Source organism: Pseudomonas sp. rhizo25 (genome assembly GCF_031931935.1).
Taxonomy (GTDB): domain Bacteria; phylum Pseudomonadota; class Gammaproteobacteria; order Pseudomonadales; family Pseudomonadaceae; genus Aquipseudomonas; species Aquipseudomonas synxantha.
In genome coordinates, this window is sequence record NZ_JAUJXA010000006.1 from 189,714 (window position 1) to 204,899 (window position 15,186).

Sequence of the window (15,186 nt, forward strand, 5' to 3'; positions counted from 1 at the left end):
CGTCAGGCTCCTTCCTTCAAGACACTGTCGGCGCCAACCTGCAGGCTGAACAAAGCGCCGTGGCCGACTTCGACATTAAGCAATTGCTCACGGGGCAAACCGCGCGCGCGGGCCAACAGCAGGCGCATCACGCCGCCGTGGCTGATCAGTAGCACGCGCTGGCCAGCATAAGCCCGATGCAGTCGTGAGACAGCGCCGAGCACGCGCTCGGAAAACTCACTGACCGGCTCGCCTTGCGGCGGCGTGAAAGCGTAGGGATCCGCCCAGAACAGGCCGAGCGCTTCGGCATCAGTCTGCATCAACGCGGCTGCGCTCTGACCTTCCCAGGCGCCGAAGTGAAGCTCCTGCACATCAGGCTCAAGACTTACCGGCACATTAAGCTGCGCCCCCAACTCCTGGGTAAACAAGGCACAGCGTTGCAGCGGTGAACTGATCAGACGATCCCACGGCCCCTGCCCCACCACGGCGGCACGCATCTGCGCCCAGCCCGTGGCAGTCAATGCATCGTCCAGGCTGCCACGCAAGCCGCCACCCAACTCGGTTTCGCCGTGACGCAGCAGGTCCAGGTGCAAGGTCATGCGGGACGATCCGCCACGGCCGCTTCGGCAAACGTTGCCATCTGCCCATGCAGTGCACACGCCAGGCGCAACAACGGCACCGCCAGCGCCGCGCCACTGCCCTCGCCCAGGCGCAGGCCCAGCTCCAGCAAAGGTCGGGCATCCAGGCTGTGCAGCACATCGCGATGGCCCGGCTCGGCGCCCCGATGGCCGAACAACAGCCATTGGCGGCACGCCGGGTTCAAGCGCACCGCCACGAGTGCGGCAACGCTGCAGATAAAGCCATCCACCAGCACCGCAATACCTTCTTGGGCACAGGCCAGATAAGCGCCGACCAGCGCCGCGATTTCAAAGCCGCCGAGGTTGAACAGCGTTTGCAACGCATCACCACGCTGAACGGCATGCAACGCCAATGCCCGCTCGATGACCGCGATCTTGTGGCTGACACCCGCGGCATTCAAACCCGTGCCCGGGCCTGTCAGGTCACTCACCGGGCAATCCAGCAAGGCACAGGCCAAGGCGCTGGCCGCAGTAGTATTGCCGATGCCCATCTCGCCGCCGATAAACAACTGCGCGCCGCTGTCCAGGGCGCGGCTCACGCTGTCTCGTCCGGCTTGCAGGGCCAGTTGCCCCTGGGCCTGAGTCATCGCCGGGCCTTCGACAAAATTGGCCGTGCCCGCGCCGATATTCAGGTGACGCACGCCGGGCAAATCCAGCGACGGCGTGACGGTGCCGAGGTCGACCACTTCCAACTGCGCACCGAGCTGCCGCGCCAACACGCTGATCGCCGCACCACCGGTGACAAAGTTATGCAGCATCTGCCCAGTCACCTCCTGAGGAAATGCCGACACGCCTTCGGCAACCACGCCGTGATCGCCGGCAAAAATCGCGATCCACAGTCGATCTACCGACGGTTTGACCTGGCCTTGCAAGCCCGCCAACTGCACCGCCAGCGCTTCCAACTGCCCGAGGGAACCAGCCGGCTTGGTCAACTGCTGCTGGCGTGCCAGCGCCTGTTCGTGGGCAGCGATATCAATGGCCTTGCAGGGCTTGAGCCACCAGGAATCCGTCATAACGCAGTACCTTTCAAAGTCAGGGGCAGACCGGCGACCGTCAAGACAACACGCTGACACCGCTCGGCCAAAGCTTGATGCAGCCAACCGGCTTCATCCACATAACGGCGAGTCAATTCGCCCAGCGGCACGACACCCAGACCGGTCTCGTTGCTGACAAAAATAATTTCCCCCGGCAGCGACGCCAGGGTTTGCAGCAGTTGATCACGCTCGAACGCCAGCCGATCGGCGTCTTCGAGCATCAGAAGATTGGTGAGCCATAACGTCAGGCAGTCCACCAACAGGCAATGGTCGGCAGCGGCGTATTCACCCAGTACCCGCGCCAGCTCAAGGGGTTCTTCAATCAACCCCCAATGGTCTGGACGACGCCCACGATGCAGGGCAATCCGCTGATTCATTTCACCGTCCAGAGGCTGGCTGGTGGCGATGTAAGTAACCGGCAAACCGCTATCGCTGGCGAGCTTTTCAGCGAGACGACTCTTGCCCGAGCGTGCGCCGCCCAAGATCAGTTGGAGCATGGAATTGGCCCTGTAAAGGTCATAGATGGAGCGGCAAGCCAGAATGAACGCGGCGCTCTCAGGTCTTTCGCGGGCAAGCCCGCTCCTACAGAAAAGCAAAAGCCCGCCGCCAACCGTAACCACGATGCGCAGCGAGCCGCTCTTGATGTTGCTTTTGATCTTAGGCGCCCCGTTAAACCACGCTGGCCGAACGCAGGCTTGAAGCCGTGGGTAACCCGGCAGGACGCCGGGTTAGCCGTCCTGGGCCAGGGATGGCCCATGACGGCGGCCCACGGATTCAAGCCGGAGTGAGGGCACACCGAGCCTGGGCGAGGTGCCGAGTGGTGGGGCAAGAGCGTTTTGGTTACTTTTGCGCTGTTCAAAAGTGACCCGCTGTAAGAGCGGAACCATAGGTGGCCGTTACCGCAGCAATGGATATGTACACCGACAGGCCGCCATCGGGAGCAAGCCCCCTCCCACATTCGAACACCGTCAAATCCCGCATAGGTTGCGCAACAAACCGGTGTCCAAGTGCTGCTCTACCAAGTCCGCGAGCCGCTCGATATCACGCTCACGCAACCCGTGATAATCCACCTCCTGCACATCCTGCAACCCAGCCCAACGCAACAACGCACTGCACGCCGCCGGCGCCTCGAACAGCCCATGCAGATAGGTACCAAGAATCTGCCCATCAGCACTCAGCGCCCCATCGCTGCGCCCATCGTCCAGCAGCACGGCCGCGCTCAATAGGGCCTCACCCGACGTCACCCCCGCATGAATCTCATACCCACTGACCTCCGCATCCTCGAGCACCAAGCGCCCGCGTACATTACGCAGCTGCTTCTCCACCTCCAGCGTCGTAGTAAACGCCAGCAGCCCAAGACCAGCACTCGACCCGGCCACACCCTCCAGCCCAAGCGGGTCATGCACCTGCTCACCCAGCATCTGCAACCCACCGCAAATCCCCAGCACCTTGCCGCCATAGCGCAAATGCCGCGCCACGGCCGTATCCCAACCATTGGCACGCAAGAATGCCAAATCGCTGCGCACGCTTTTCGACCCCGGCAGAATGATCAAGTCAGCCGCAGGAATCGCCTGGCCCGGCCCGACAAACTGCAAATCCACCTGGGGGTGCAGGCGCAACGGGTCGAAATCCGTATGGTTGCTGATACGCGGCAACACCGGCACCACCACCTTGAGCACCTGGGCGGCCTTGTCGACCTGGCGCTGATCGATACCGTCTTCGGCCTCCAGATGCAGGTCCATCACATAGGGCAACACCCCCACCACCGGCTTGCCGGTGCGCGTCTGCAGCCAATCCAGCCCAGGCTGCAGCAGCGCGATATCACCGCGAAAACGGTTGATGATGAAACCCTTGACCCGCGCCTGCTCACTGGGCGAAAGCAGCTCCAGCGTGCCGACCAGATGGGCGAACACGCCGCCGCGATTGATGTCGGCGATCAACAGCACCGGGCAATCCACTGCTTCGGCAAAGCCCATGTTGGCAATGTCGTTGGCACGCAGGTTGATCTCGGCCGGGGAGCCCGCGCCCTCGACCATAACCACCGGGTAGGCTTGGCTCAAACGCGCGTGGGAAGCCAGCACCGCTTGCATCGCGATAGCCTTGTAGTCGTGATAGGCCACGGCATTCATGCTGGTCACGGCGCGGCCATGGATGATCACTTGGGAACCGGTATCGCTGTTGGGCTTGAGCAACACCGGGTTCATATCGGTGTGGGGCGCCAGGTTGGCGGCCTGGGCCTGGACCGCCTGGGCACGGCCGATTTCGCCGCCTTCGGCGGTGACGGCGCTGTTGAGCGCCATGTTCTGCGGCTTGAACGGCACCACCGCCACGCCCTGGCGCACCAGCCAGCGACACAGCGCAGTCACCAGGGTGCTCTTGCCGGCATCGGAGGTGGTGCCCTGCACCATCAAGGTACTCATGTGGCGTCCTTGTAGGCGGCCAGGGCCTGGTCGAGTCGCAGCCAATCGGCGTCGGTATCGGGCAGGCCGAAACGCACGCTGCTGTCATGCACAAACAGGCGCAGCAGGATGCCGCGCTGGGCCATGAACTCGTGCAGGCGCTCGGCGTGCGGCGTAATCAACCACTGGAACAACGCGCAACCGCCGTGGGGCTCAAAGCCCCGGCTTTCAAGTAGTTCGAACAAGCGCTGGCCGGCGTCGATGCAGCGCTTGCGCTGGCGGGTGTGCCCGGCGGTATCGCGCAGGCACACTTGGCCCAGCACCCGTGTCGGCCCGCTGACGGCCCAGGGCCCGACCTGTTCGGCGAGCAACTTGAGCAACTTGCGTTCGGCCAGCACAAAGCCCAGGCGCACACCGGCCAGGCCGAAGAACTTGCCGAATGAACGCAGCACGATCAAACCGACCTCATGGGTATGGCTGGCCAGGCTCAACTCTGGGGTAACGTCCATGAAGGCCTCGTCCACTATCAGCCAGCCACCGCGCTGGGCCAGCCGTGCATGCCAGTCCAGCAGGCGCTGCGGTGGCAGGCTCAGGCCCGTGGGATTGTTGGGGTTGACCACCACCAGCACGTCGAGGCCGTCAAGATAGAAATCGACCTCCTGCTCCTGCACTTCGCGCACCACGTAGCCGGCGCGACGCCAGGCTTCGGCGTGCTCGGCATAACAGGGCGAAAGCACGCCGACCTTGCCGGAACGCCGCAGGCGCGGCAGCAACTGGATCGCGGCCTGGGAGCCCGGCACCGGCAACAACTGGGCGGTACCGTAATAGTCGCTGGCGGCCTGCTCCAGGCCGTCGTCGCTTTCCGGCAGGCGCGCCCAGGCACGCAACGGGATCTCTGGGATCGGCCACGGCCAAGGCGCCAGGCCACTGGACAGGTCGAGCCAATCCGCCTCGGCAATCCCATACTCAATCGCGGCCTTTCGCAGCCGACCACCGTGTTCAAGCATAGATGTGTGCCCCTATGCACAGGACCAACAACCACAACCATACGCCGCGTTGCACCAGTTGCCAGCCGCGATCAATGGAATCGGCATCGGCCGGTAGACCTTCACCCAACGGCGGGCGCTGATGTACCTCGCCGTGATAAATCGCCGCACCGCCCAGCTCGACCCCCAGTGCACCGGCACCGGCGGCCATCACCGGCCCGGCGTTGGGGCTGTCCCAGGTCGGGCCCTGGACGCGCCAGCATTTGAGGGCCAAGCGGGTTTTGCCCAATAACGCGTAGGTCAAAGCCACCAGGCGCGCAGGAATATAGTTGAGCACATCGTCTATCTTGGCGGCCGCCCAGCCAAAGCGTTCGAAGCGTTCGTTGCGATAGCCCCACATGGCATCCAGGGTGTTGCTCAGGCGATAGAGCACCACCCCTGGCACACCGGCCACCACGAACCAGAACAGCGCGGCGAATATCGCGTCGCTGCCATTTTCCAGCACCGACTCAGTGGCGGCGCGGGCGACTTCAGTGCGGTCCAGTTCGCTGGTCTGGCGGCTGACCAGGTAGCTCACGCGTTTGCGCGCCTCGTCCAGGTCATCCCTGCGCAGAGCCTGGGCCACCGGGGCCACATGCTCGCCCAGGCTGCGCATGCCAAGGGCGCAGTACAACGCCAGGATTTCCACGAGCCAGCCAATCAACGGCGCCCAGGACAAAGCCGTGGCCAGCAGGGTCAGCGGCACCACCGCGATAAACCACGCGGTCACGCCATGGCTGCGCCAGCCGCGTCCACCGGTATTGAAACGCTGCTCGATACGCCCGGCGAAATTGCCGAACGCCACCAGCGGATGCCAGCGCCTGGGCTCACCCAGCAGCGCATCCAGCGCCACCGCAGCGACACACAGCAAGGCCACACTCATTGACTCACTCCCCACTTGTTTTCATACAGCATGTCACTCAGCGGTCGCGGCTCGGTCCAGCCTTCAAGCTGCAACATCGGTGCCGGATAGAATTGCGCCACCGGTCCCAGGCATAACACCGCCAGGGGCTTGGCACCGGGCGGCAAGCCCAGCAGCTCGGCCAGGGCCTGGGGTTCGAACAGCGAGACCCAGCCCATGCCCAAGCCTTCCACGCGCGCCGCCAGCCATAGGTTCTGGATGGCACAGGATAACGACGCCATGTCCATTTCCGGCAAGGTACGGCGCCCGAAAATGTGGCGCTCGCGGTCGTCCATCAGCGCAGCCACCAACACTTCGGCACAGTCGCTGATACCTTCGACCTTGAGCTTCATAAACGCATCGGAGCGCTCGCCCAAGGCCTCGGCGGTGCGCACGCGCTCTTCTTCCACCAGTTGTTGAATCTGCCCACGCAAAGATCGGTCGCTGATGCGGATAAAACGCCAAGGCTGCATCAGGCCGACGCTGGGCGCCTGGTGCGCGGCCTGGAGCAGGCGCTGCAGCAGTTCCGAGGCGACGCTGCCGCCGGTGAAGTGGCGCATGTCGCGGCGTTCGGCGATGGCGCGGTAGACAGCGTCGCGGTCGGCCTTGGGGAAGGCGTTGTCAGTCATGGCCTCATCGGGGGCAAGCCCCCTCCCACATTGGATTGGGTTTCAACTCGGTCAACTGTGGGAGCTGGCTTGCCTGCGATAGCGGTCTCAAGGTCTGGCGCAAACAACGCGGCGACCGCGCGCGGGTTGGACGGGAAATAAAAGTGCACGTAGGACGCGGTCATCCGCCCTTGGCGATACACCGCTTCGGCACCGCGCCCACCGTTGGGGCTCAGGCCGCGGGCAATCGGCGCCCATTCGGTGTTGGTCAGGGAATGGTGGTAGGTGTGGCCACGCAGGACACCTTCCGGCAGTTCGACGCTTTGCAGAGCCAGGGCTGCAAGTTTCTTTTGCATCACTGCATCGCCCTGCAGCAGGCCCACCAGTTCGGCACGAGAACCGTGCACATCGGTGAGCGAATCGAGCAGGTAGAGCATGCCGCCACATTCAGCAAGCAGCGGTTTACCGGCGGCGTGATGCGCACGGATGGCCTCCAGCATCGGGATGTTGGCCGACAGGGCTTGGTGGTGCAATTCCGGATACCCGCCGGGCAGATACAGACTGTCAGCTTCCGGCAGTTGGCGATCATGGATCGGTGAGAAAAAGCTCAGCTCAGCGCCCATCGCCCGTAAAAGGTCAAGGCTGGCGCCGTAGGTAAAGGCAAAGGCTTCGTCACGGGCCACGGCGATGCGCACGCCGGCGAGCAACGGCTCGGCCTCGATCACAGCGGGCGCGGCAAAGGTCACGGGCGGCGGCAAGGCCACTTCACAACTGCTGCCCAAGGCCTGGGCGGCGGCGTCCAGGCGCACATCGAGGTCATTTAATTCACTGGCTTGCACCAAGCCCAGGTGGCGGCTGGGCAGTTCGATGCCGGTCTCCCGGGACAACGCGCCGTACCAGCGCAAGCCCTCGGTGAGGCTGCCTTCGAGCAACTGGGCATGACGCAAAGTACCGACGCGGTTGGCCAGCACGCCAGCAAACGGCAGGTCGGGTTGATAACGTGCCAGGCCCAGGGCCAGGGCGCCAAAGGTCTGGGCCATGGCGGTGCCATCGATCACGCCCAGTACCGGCACGCCGAAGTGCCGCGCCAGGTCGGCGCTGGAGGGCGTGCCGTCGAACAAACCCATCACGCCTTCGATCAGGATCAGGTCAGCCTCCCCTGCCGCTTCCCAGAGCAGACGGCGACTTTCCTGCTCGCCCACCATCCACATGTCCAGTTGATACACCGGCGCACCGCTGGCGCGCTCGTGGATCATCGGGTCGAGAAAGTCCGGCCCGCATTTGAACACGCGCACCTTGCGTCCCAGGTTGCAATGCAAACGTGCGAGCGCGGCGGTGACGGTGGTTTTGCCCTGGCCGGACGCCGGAGCGGCGATCAATACGGCCGGGCAATGACGGGGCTGATTCAAAGTTCGACGCCTTTCTGGGCCTTGATACCGGCCTGGAAGGCGTGCTTGAGCATGCCCATTTCGGTGACGGTGTCGGCCATTTCAATCAGTTCGGGCTTGGCGCCGCGGCCGGTGACCACCACATGCTGCATCGGCGGGCGGGCTTGCAGGTCGCTGAGTACCTGGTCCAAGTCCAGGTAACCGTGCTTGAGGGCGATGTTCAGCTCGTCCAGCACCACCAGGCCGATAGAGGCGTCTTGCAACATTGCACGGGACACGGCCCAGGCCGCCTCGGCGGCAGCGATGTCGCGCTGGCGGTCCTGGGTTTCCCAAGTAAAACCTTCGCCCATCACATGGAAGCGCACCTGCTCGGGAAAGCGTCGGAAGAACAGCTCTTCGCCGGTGCTGTTGCGGCCCTTGATGAACTGCACCACACCGCACTGCATGCCATGGCCCATGGCGCGGGCCAGCATGCCGAAGGCCGAGCTGCTCTTGCCTTTGCCATTGCCGGTCAATACCAGCAACAGGCCGCACTCATTCGGCGAATTGGCGATGCGCTCGTCGATCACGGCTTTCTTGCGCAGCATGCGCGCCAAGTGGCGTTCGTCGCGGTCGGGGGAATCGGTCATGGCAGCTCTCCGTTGGGGCTGGACAAAAAACGGCGGGCAGGAAAAAGACAAAACAGACAGCCAAGCATCGCCCACCGTGATGCTGTTGAATGTTCAAGGCCGGTCTCCGGACTCATGAGTGGCGCGTCTTATCGAAGCAGCCGAGGGCGCGCCTTCCCATATCGCAGGCGATACAGTGGCAAACAGCACCGTCTTGACTCATTTACCGTTGCGGGGGCAGCGCCGGAATCGTGGCAGCACTGTGTATAAATGCGCTCACTCACCGGCTTCCCTGTTTCACTCTGCCGACGCGCACGCCACAGAGCACCTGGAACAAGCCGCGAAGGTTAGTGGGTTGGGGGTGGAGCGTCAATTAAAGCTGGGCCTGTACTTGAACCATCCGTACACCCTGCTTCTCTACCCTTACAGGTATCAAGGAGAAAACCATGCATAAAACCCGAGTCGCCTTACTGATCATGCTCGCCGGTGGCCTCGTCGCCTGCGGTGAAAGCTCTACCTTGCAGGTCTCCGACGGCACCGGGCCCGCGCCCAAGCTGCCGGAACCGAACAAGACCCTGATCCCCACCGTCAATATCGCCCCGGCCATTGGCTGGCCGGAGGGCGCCAAGCCAACCGCCGCTGCCGGCACTCAGGTTGCCGCCTTCGCCGAGGGCCTGGATCACCCGCGCTGGCTCTACGTGCTGCCCAACGGCGACGTGCTGGTGGCCGAGACCAATGCACCACCCAAGCCGGACGATTCCAAAGGCGTGCGTGGCTGGGTAATGGAAAAAGTCATGGGCCGTGCCGGTGCCGGCGTGCCGAGCCCGAACCGCATTACGTTGCTGCGTGATGCCGATCACGATGGCGTGGCCGAAACCCGCACAGTGTTTCTGGAGAATCTCAATTCGCCCTTTGGCATGACGCTGGTCGGCAACGACCTGTATGTGGCGGACTCGGATAAGTTGCTGCGCTTCCCCTATCAGCCGGGTGAAACCGCGATCAAAGCCCAGGGCGCTACGGTCGTGGACTTACCGGGCGGGCCTTTGAACCACCACTGGACGAAAAACGTGGTGGCCAGCAAGGATGGCAGCAAGCTGTATGTGAGCGTCGGCTCCAACAGCAACGTCGCCGAAAACGGCCTGGAGGCAGAGCAGGGCCGCGCCGCAATCTGGGAAGTCGACCGCGCCACCGGCACGCAGCGCATTTTCGCCTCCGGGCTGCGCAACCCTAACGGAATGGCCTGGGAACCGCAGAGTGGCAAGCTGTGGACGGCAGTCAATGAACGCGATGAAATCGGCAGTGACCTGGTGCCCGACTACATCACCTCGGTCAAGGATGGCGGGTTTTATGGCTGGCCCTTCAGCTATTACGGCCAGCATGTGGATGTGCGTGTCACACCGCAAAACCCTGATCTGGTCGCCAAGGCTATCGCGCCGGACTATGCGGTAGGCCCTCATACTGCGTCGCTGGGGCTGACATTCGCCGAGGGCAACAGACTGCCCGCGCAGTTCAGCAACGGTGCGTTTATCGGCCAGCATGGCTCATGGAATCGCAAGCCGCACAGTGGCTACAAGGTGATTTTCGTGCCGTTTGAAGGGGGCCAGCCAAAAGGACAGCCGGTGGATGTGCTGACGGGGTTTCTCAACAGCGATGAGAAAGCCATGGGCCGGCCGGTGGGTGTGGTGATCGACCAGCAAGGGGATTTGCTGGTGGCTGATGATGTGGGGAATAAGGTTTGGCGGGTTTCGGCAGCCAAATAACCCCTCTTAAAAACACCACAAAAACAATGTGGGAGGGGCGGTGCGACGATTCGACTTGCTCCCGATAGCGGCCTGTCAGCTGAGTATGTGCTGACTGTTACACCGCTATCGGGAGCAAGCCCCCTTCCACATTTTGATCCATGTTACGACTTAAGGGTTGCGTGCCAGATTCCCGGGCAACACTCGCTTTGCGCTCAGGTAGGCATTTTGCCAATACGCTTTGGATAGCGTATCCAGCTTCACCGTACCGCCGGTTTGCGGCGCATGCACAAAGCGCCCTTCGCCGACATAAATCCCCGCATGGCTGACCCGTGAACCACCACCGGTGGCAAAGAACAGCAGGTCACCGGTTTGCAGGTTCTGCTCGCTGACGTCCTGGGCACGCATCACAATCAGCTCGCGGGTAGTGCGCGGCAGGGAGATCCCGGCGGCATCGCGGAATACAAAGCCAATCAGGCCGCTGCAATCAAAGCCCGAGTCCGGCGTGTTGCCGCCCCAACGATAAGGCGTGCCGACCAGGCCCAGGGCGCGGAAGAGCACGTCTTCGGCAGCGGGCGAGAAATTCTGGGTAGCGTAGTTGAACACCGGCTTTGGCTTGACCGCTACAGGCGCGGGCGGCGGTGGGCGGCTCGCGCAGGCGCTGAGCAGGGCGGCGCAAACAATAAGAATCAGGCGGGCCGAGGTCGACATGTGCAGAACAATCCTGGACTGGATGCGGCTTTCGCTGCCGAACGTTGAAAACCAGAACGCGCAAGCAAAGCTCGCGCGAACGGATGACAACAATGTTCAGGGATTCTAGCGCTTACACGTCAAACTTCAAGTATCACTTTAACTTTACTTACTAGCGGTAACCGTAGTCGGGGCCATGGCGAGTGCGCGCTTGGCTTCGATGAAGGTTTTGCTCCAGTAGCTGTCACCCAGGTTATCGACCCGGACACCACCACTGCGGCGGCTGCTGGAGTGAATAAACTGGTTATCGCCCAAGTAGATACCGGCGTGGCTGACACGCCCACGACCACTGGTACTAAAGAAAAGCAGATCGCCCGGCTTGAGGTTGTTGCGTGCGACCAACGGTGCATCCACGTTGATCATTTCGCGCGTCGAGCGAGGCAGATTCATGCCGGCTTCTTCACGGAACAGGTAGCCGATGAAGCCGCTGCAGTCGAAACCAGCTTCAGAGGTACCGCCAAAGCGGTAACGTGTACCGATCAGGGACTTGCCGCGTTCAAGAATGCTGTCGGCCAGCAAAGGCAGCTGATAAGGCTTGCTGCCAGAGAAATCGGCCAGTTCCTTCTCAGTAGCCAGCTCTTCCTCATAAACAGTGGAAGACTGTGCGGCGACGAATTTTTGTTGAGTCTGTGGTTGTGGCTTCTGCTGCTCTACCACCTGCTGAGGGTGGGAGGCGCAACCAAACAACAGGGTAACGAGTGCGAGAGGCACGAGGGGTGCGAAGCGATTTAGCATGGGCACGACCGTGGCTGATGTGTAAAGAAGCCGAGACTATGCCCTCTATCACATCGATTTGCAAATTCAATCGCGATCTATGTGACTTCTGGTTTCGACTATGACATCTAAGCCGTAATTCCATTTATCGCTGCTACTGCGTGGCCTGCTTGGCTCAAGCGCAGGTTTTCTGACGCCTGAAAAGTGCCGAACCACGGCAAATCAATCACTTACCAACCCAAGGTTTCTTTCAGGAAAGGGATCGTCAATTTCCTTTGCGCCTGCAACGAAGCCTGGTCGAGCTGTTCGAGCAAATCGAACAACGCGCTCATGCTGCGGGTGCCACGGGTGAGGATAAAGTGCCCGACCTCGTCGGTCAGGTGCAGGCCGCGACGGGACGCACGCAGTTGCAGGGCACGTAACTTGTCCTCATCGGACAACGGGCGCATTTGGAAGATCAGCGCCAGGGTCAGGCGAGACTTGAGGTCAGCCAGCTTCACCGGCAGCTCACGCGGTGAAGTCGATGCGGCGATCAGCAGGCGCCGGCCGCTGTCGCGCAGGCGGTTGAACAGATGAAACAGCGCTTCTTCCCATTCCGCTTTACCGGCCACTGCCTGCAAGTCATCGAGACACACCAGCTCGTACTGCTCAAGATTGTCGAAGATGCCGATGCCGCGATCCATCAACTCAGCCAGGGGCAGGTACACCGCCGGCTCCCCCATCTGCTCGAAACGCAGGCAAGCTGCCTGCAACAGGTGGGTACGCCCCACGCCATGCTTGCCCCACAGGTAGATCAGGCTTTCAGTCCACCCGGCGTCGGCTTCGCAGAGCCGCTCGACATAGCCGAGTGCAGCGGCATTGGCGCCTGGGTAGTAGTTGATAAAGGTAGCGTCATCACGCAGACGCACACCTAGGGGCAGCTGAATCGGTTTCATGCTGACTGAACGGCTCCCATCGAACCGTTAGTGGCCTCTATGTAAAGTTTGCAAAGTTTATACCCGTGACGCCGGGCGCACAATGCAGCAGACCACAAGCAAAATCAAAGGTTTGCGTTAACCTGGCGAATTTACGCGGATTGTTTGACGCACCCGCCGCCATAAACGACAAACCCGGCCTGAGCCGGGTTTGTGACATCACGATTACAAATCAGGCTCATCAATGCCCGTGTACACGTCCGAATCCTTATACAAGTCGTGTACGTGCCGTACCAGCACCATGATCACCGCCGCCACCGGCAGCGCGAGCAGGATGCCGGTAAAGCCGAACAACTCGCCACCGGCCAGGATCGCAAAGATCACCGCCACCGGGTGCAGGCCAATCCGATCACCCACCAGCAGCGGCGTCAGCACCATGCCTTCCAAGGCTTGGCCAACCATGAATACCGCGACAATCCCCAGCATCGGGTAAAGGTCGCCGCCAAACTGGAACAAGCCCGCCACCAGCGCCGCACCGATGCCAATCACAAAGCCCATGTACGGCACGATAGCCGCCAGGCCCGCGATCAGGCCGATCAACAGCCCCAGCTCCAGGCCGATCGCCATCAGACCGGCAGCGTAGATAACCCCCAAGGCCAGCATCACCAGCAATTGGCCGCGGACAAATGCACCGAGCACCTCATGGCATTCTCCCGCCAGCGAGACGATGCGTTCTTCACGGTCACGGGGCAGCAGGCTACGGATCTTGGCCATCATGATGTCCCAGTCCCGCAGCAGGTAGAACGCCACCACCGGGATCAGCACCAGGTTGGTCAACCAACCGATCAGCGCCAGGCTTGAAGCGGTCGCCTGGCTGAGCACCACGCTGACGATGTCGGTGGTCTTGTCCATATGTTCGCTGATGGCCGCCTTGACCTTGTCGAACTTCCAGAAACCATCCGCCAGCCCAAACTTGGACTGCGCCCACGGCATTGCCGTGTGCTGCAACCAGTCGAGCATCTGCGGCGCCAGTTCATAGAGGCGAAACAGCTGCTTGGCCAACATCGGCACCAGTATCAGCACCAGCGCCGTGATAATCAGCGTGAACAGCGCAAACACCGTGACCACACCCCAGGTGCGCGACATACCGGCTTTTTCCAGGCGATCCACCACGGGATCGAACAGATACGCGAGCAGCAGCGCCACCAGAAACGGCGTCAGGATCGAATGCAGCAAGAACACAAAACCGCACAGCAGGACAATCCCGCCAAGCCACACCCAACGACGCGTATCCGCCATAAACCACTCCATCTGTTATCTATCTACGCCCACCTTCTATATAGAAGGAGGAACATCATTTACCAACGAAAACGCAGTTGCGCCTGGGGCTCAGGTGCAGCCGCCGGTTGCGTGCCATCCACCGGCGGTTGTTGAACCGGGGCTTCACCTGCGGGGATTTCCTGCAACTTGGCAAGGCTCAATTGAGTACGCAGCTGCTCGGCGCTGCCATTGACGCGATACACGATGCGATTGCCGTCCACTAATTGCGGTTGACCACCAAAGGGTTCCAGCAAGCGGCCCAGTGCGGCGTAGCGCTCCAGGTTCATGCCTTGCACCTCAAGCAGCTGCTCGCTGCTCACCCCCGGCTTGACCGCAAAGCGCGGCGCCAGCGTTTGGCTGACCGCCAGCAATACAGCATCGGCCAGTGCGGCAGTGTCAGCGCCCTGGGCAGTGCCCTGCTCGGCCTTGTCGCCCAGCCACAGGCGCCATTTGGCTTGCCACTGATTGCCTTCCTGGCGCGCGTGCACAGCGAGCAAAGCATCGGCGCCGTAGCGCTCGGAGGCTGCGCGCAAGGGTGTGGCGTCGGCACTTTCCAGGTTTGGCGCAGTGGCAACCACCTGCTCATCCAGATCGCCCAGTGGCAGACGCAGCGGCAAGCCACGGTGTTGCGCGGCCCGGCGCAGCGCCTGGGCAACCGCCTGGCCATCGCCGACCAGGCTGCTGCCTTCGGTGGAATCGTTCAGCCACCAACCGAGGATCGACGGCCGATTGCTGCCCCAGATCGACAGGCCCGCGTCACGCAAGGCGCGATCAGTGCTGACCGGGTCGAAGTCCACTTGCAGGCTTTCCGGTGGGCCTGCGTCGTAGCCGTACTGACTGACGATTTGTTGCGGGTCCTTGCGGATCGCCGCCAGCCCAGGGCCGTCAGCGGCCTTGGCGTCGCCGGTCAGGCGGATCACCAGGGTCTGCACGGCACGCTGGGTGGCCTGGTCGCGCTCTTGGGGCGACTGGCTGCTGACGGGCTCGAGTACTTGATAGAGGCCATTGAGGGTTTCGGCATGGCTCGCCAGGCTGACCAACGACAAGCAGCCTACAAAGAAGAATTTACACAGACGCATGGAAGATTCCCGAACGACAAATTAGCGGCTGGAACAGACCTTGTGAAACCGGTTTAGCCAGGCTGTGACCACGCCAGCCAGCAAAACATT

Annotated in this window: 15 protein-coding genes and 1 riboswitch; of the genes, 1 reads left to right on the forward strand and 14 read right to left on the reverse strand. The window is 62.1% G+C overall.

Going from position 1 to position 15,186, the window contains the following annotated elements:
- Positions 1-2: 2 nt before the first annotated feature.
- The 9 genes from cobC to cobO all read right to left on the reverse strand — a co-directional run bounded on the left by cobC (position 3) and on the right by cobO (position 8,601).
- Positions 3-578, reverse strand: a complete 576-nt coding sequence (gene cobC, locus QZR30_RS15835) for an alpha-ribazole phosphatase family protein (RefSeq protein ID WP_311903656.1) — start codon at positions 576-578, stop codon at positions 3-5.
- Complete coding sequence (cobT, locus tag QZR30_RS15840) at positions 575-1,630, reverse strand: nicotinate-nucleotide--dimethylbenzimidazole phosphoribosyltransferase (protein ID WP_311903657.1); 1,056 nt, start codon at positions 1,628-1,630, stop codon at positions 575-577. Before cobT ends, cobC begins: the two co-directional genes overlap by 4 nt.
- On the reverse strand, positions 1,627-2,148 hold the full coding sequence (cobU, locus tag QZR30_RS15845) for a bifunctional adenosylcobinamide kinase/adenosylcobinamide-phosphate guanylyltransferase (RefSeq protein WP_059397779.1): 522 nt from the start codon (positions 2,146-2,148) through the stop codon (positions 1,627-1,629). Before cobU ends, cobT begins: the two co-directional genes overlap by 4 nt.
- Positions 2,149-2,619: 471 nt before the next feature.
- Entirely contained in the window at positions 2,620-4,071 is a 1,452-nt protein-coding gene (locus QZR30_RS15850; RefSeq protein ID WP_046071753.1) for a cobyric acid synthase, read from the reverse strand.
- Positions 4,068-5,057 carry a threonine-phosphate decarboxylase CobD gene (gene cobD, locus QZR30_RS15855; protein WP_046071752.1) on the reverse strand — a complete coding sequence of 330 codons (990 nt, stop codon included), beginning with the start codon at positions 5,055-5,057 and terminating at the stop codon, positions 4,068-4,070. The genes QZR30_RS15850 and cobD overlap by 4 nt, the downstream gene beginning before the upstream one ends.
- Positions 5,050-5,958, reverse strand: coding sequence for an adenosylcobinamide-phosphate synthase CbiB (gene cbiB / locus QZR30_RS15860; protein WP_046071751.1), 909 nt, complete (start codon positions 5,956-5,958; stop codon positions 5,050-5,052). The genes cobD and cbiB overlap by 8 nt, the downstream gene beginning before the upstream one ends.
- Positions 5,955-6,605: a 5,6-dimethylbenzimidazole synthase gene (gene bluB / locus QZR30_RS15865; protein WP_311903658.1), complete on the reverse strand. Its 651-nt coding sequence runs from the start codon at positions 6,603-6,605 to the stop codon at positions 5,955-5,957. The genes cbiB and bluB overlap by 4 nt, the downstream gene beginning before the upstream one ends.
- Positions 6,602-7,993 (reverse strand): cobyrinate a,c-diamide synthase, encoded by a 1,392-nt coding sequence (locus QZR30_RS15870; RefSeq protein WP_056845597.1) that lies wholly within the window; start codon positions 7,991-7,993, stop codon positions 6,602-6,604. Before QZR30_RS15870 ends, bluB begins: the two co-directional genes overlap by 4 nt.
- Positions 7,990-8,601 carry a cob(I)yrinic acid a,c-diamide adenosyltransferase gene (gene cobO / locus QZR30_RS15875; protein ID WP_043048925.1) on the reverse strand — a complete coding sequence of 204 codons (612 nt, stop codon included), beginning with the start codon at positions 8,599-8,601 and terminating at the stop codon, positions 7,990-7,992. The genes QZR30_RS15870 and cobO overlap by 4 nt, the downstream gene beginning before the upstream one ends.
- A gap of 80 nt (positions 8,602-8,681) precedes the next feature.
- Positions 8,682-8,927: riboswitch (cobalamin riboswitch) on the reverse strand.
- A gap of 99 nt (positions 8,928-9,026) precedes the next feature.
- Between cobO and QZR30_RS15880 the strand changes: the two genes are divergently transcribed.
- A complete protein-coding gene (locus QZR30_RS15880; protein WP_311903660.1) occupies positions 9,027-10,340 on the forward strand; it encodes a PQQ-dependent sugar dehydrogenase in 1,314 nt (437 codons plus the stop codon).
- A gap of 150 nt (positions 10,341-10,490) precedes the next feature.
- Here QZR30_RS15880 and QZR30_RS15885 read toward each other — a convergent pair whose 3' ends face one another.
- The 5 genes from QZR30_RS15885 to QZR30_RS15905 all read right to left on the reverse strand — a co-directional run bounded on the left by QZR30_RS15885 (position 10,491) and on the right by QZR30_RS15905 (position 15,096).
- Positions 10,491-11,030, reverse strand: coding sequence for a C40 family peptidase (locus QZR30_RS15885; RefSeq protein WP_034117134.1), 540 nt, complete (start codon positions 11,028-11,030; stop codon positions 10,491-10,493).
- Positions 11,031-11,174: 144 nt separating this feature from the next.
- Entirely contained in the window at positions 11,175-11,804 is a 630-nt protein-coding gene (locus QZR30_RS15890; RefSeq protein ID WP_046071747.1) for a C40 family peptidase, read from the reverse strand.
- A gap of 209 nt (positions 11,805-12,013) precedes the next feature.
- On the reverse strand, positions 12,014-12,718 hold the full coding sequence (gene hda, locus QZR30_RS15895) for a DnaA regulatory inactivator Hda (protein ID WP_003193052.1): 705 nt from the start codon (positions 12,716-12,718) through the stop codon (positions 12,014-12,016).
- Between the two features lie 204 nt (positions 12,719-12,922).
- Positions 12,923-13,996, reverse strand: a complete 1,074-nt coding sequence (locus QZR30_RS15900; RefSeq protein ID WP_043048930.1) for an AI-2E family transporter — start codon at positions 13,994-13,996, stop codon at positions 12,923-12,925.
- Between the two features lie 59 nt (positions 13,997-14,055).
- Positions 14,056-15,096: a DUF2066 domain-containing protein gene (locus QZR30_RS15905; protein WP_311903662.1), complete on the reverse strand. Its 1,041-nt coding sequence runs from the start codon at positions 15,094-15,096 to the stop codon at positions 14,056-14,058.
- Positions 15,097-15,186: the final 90 nt, after the last annotated feature.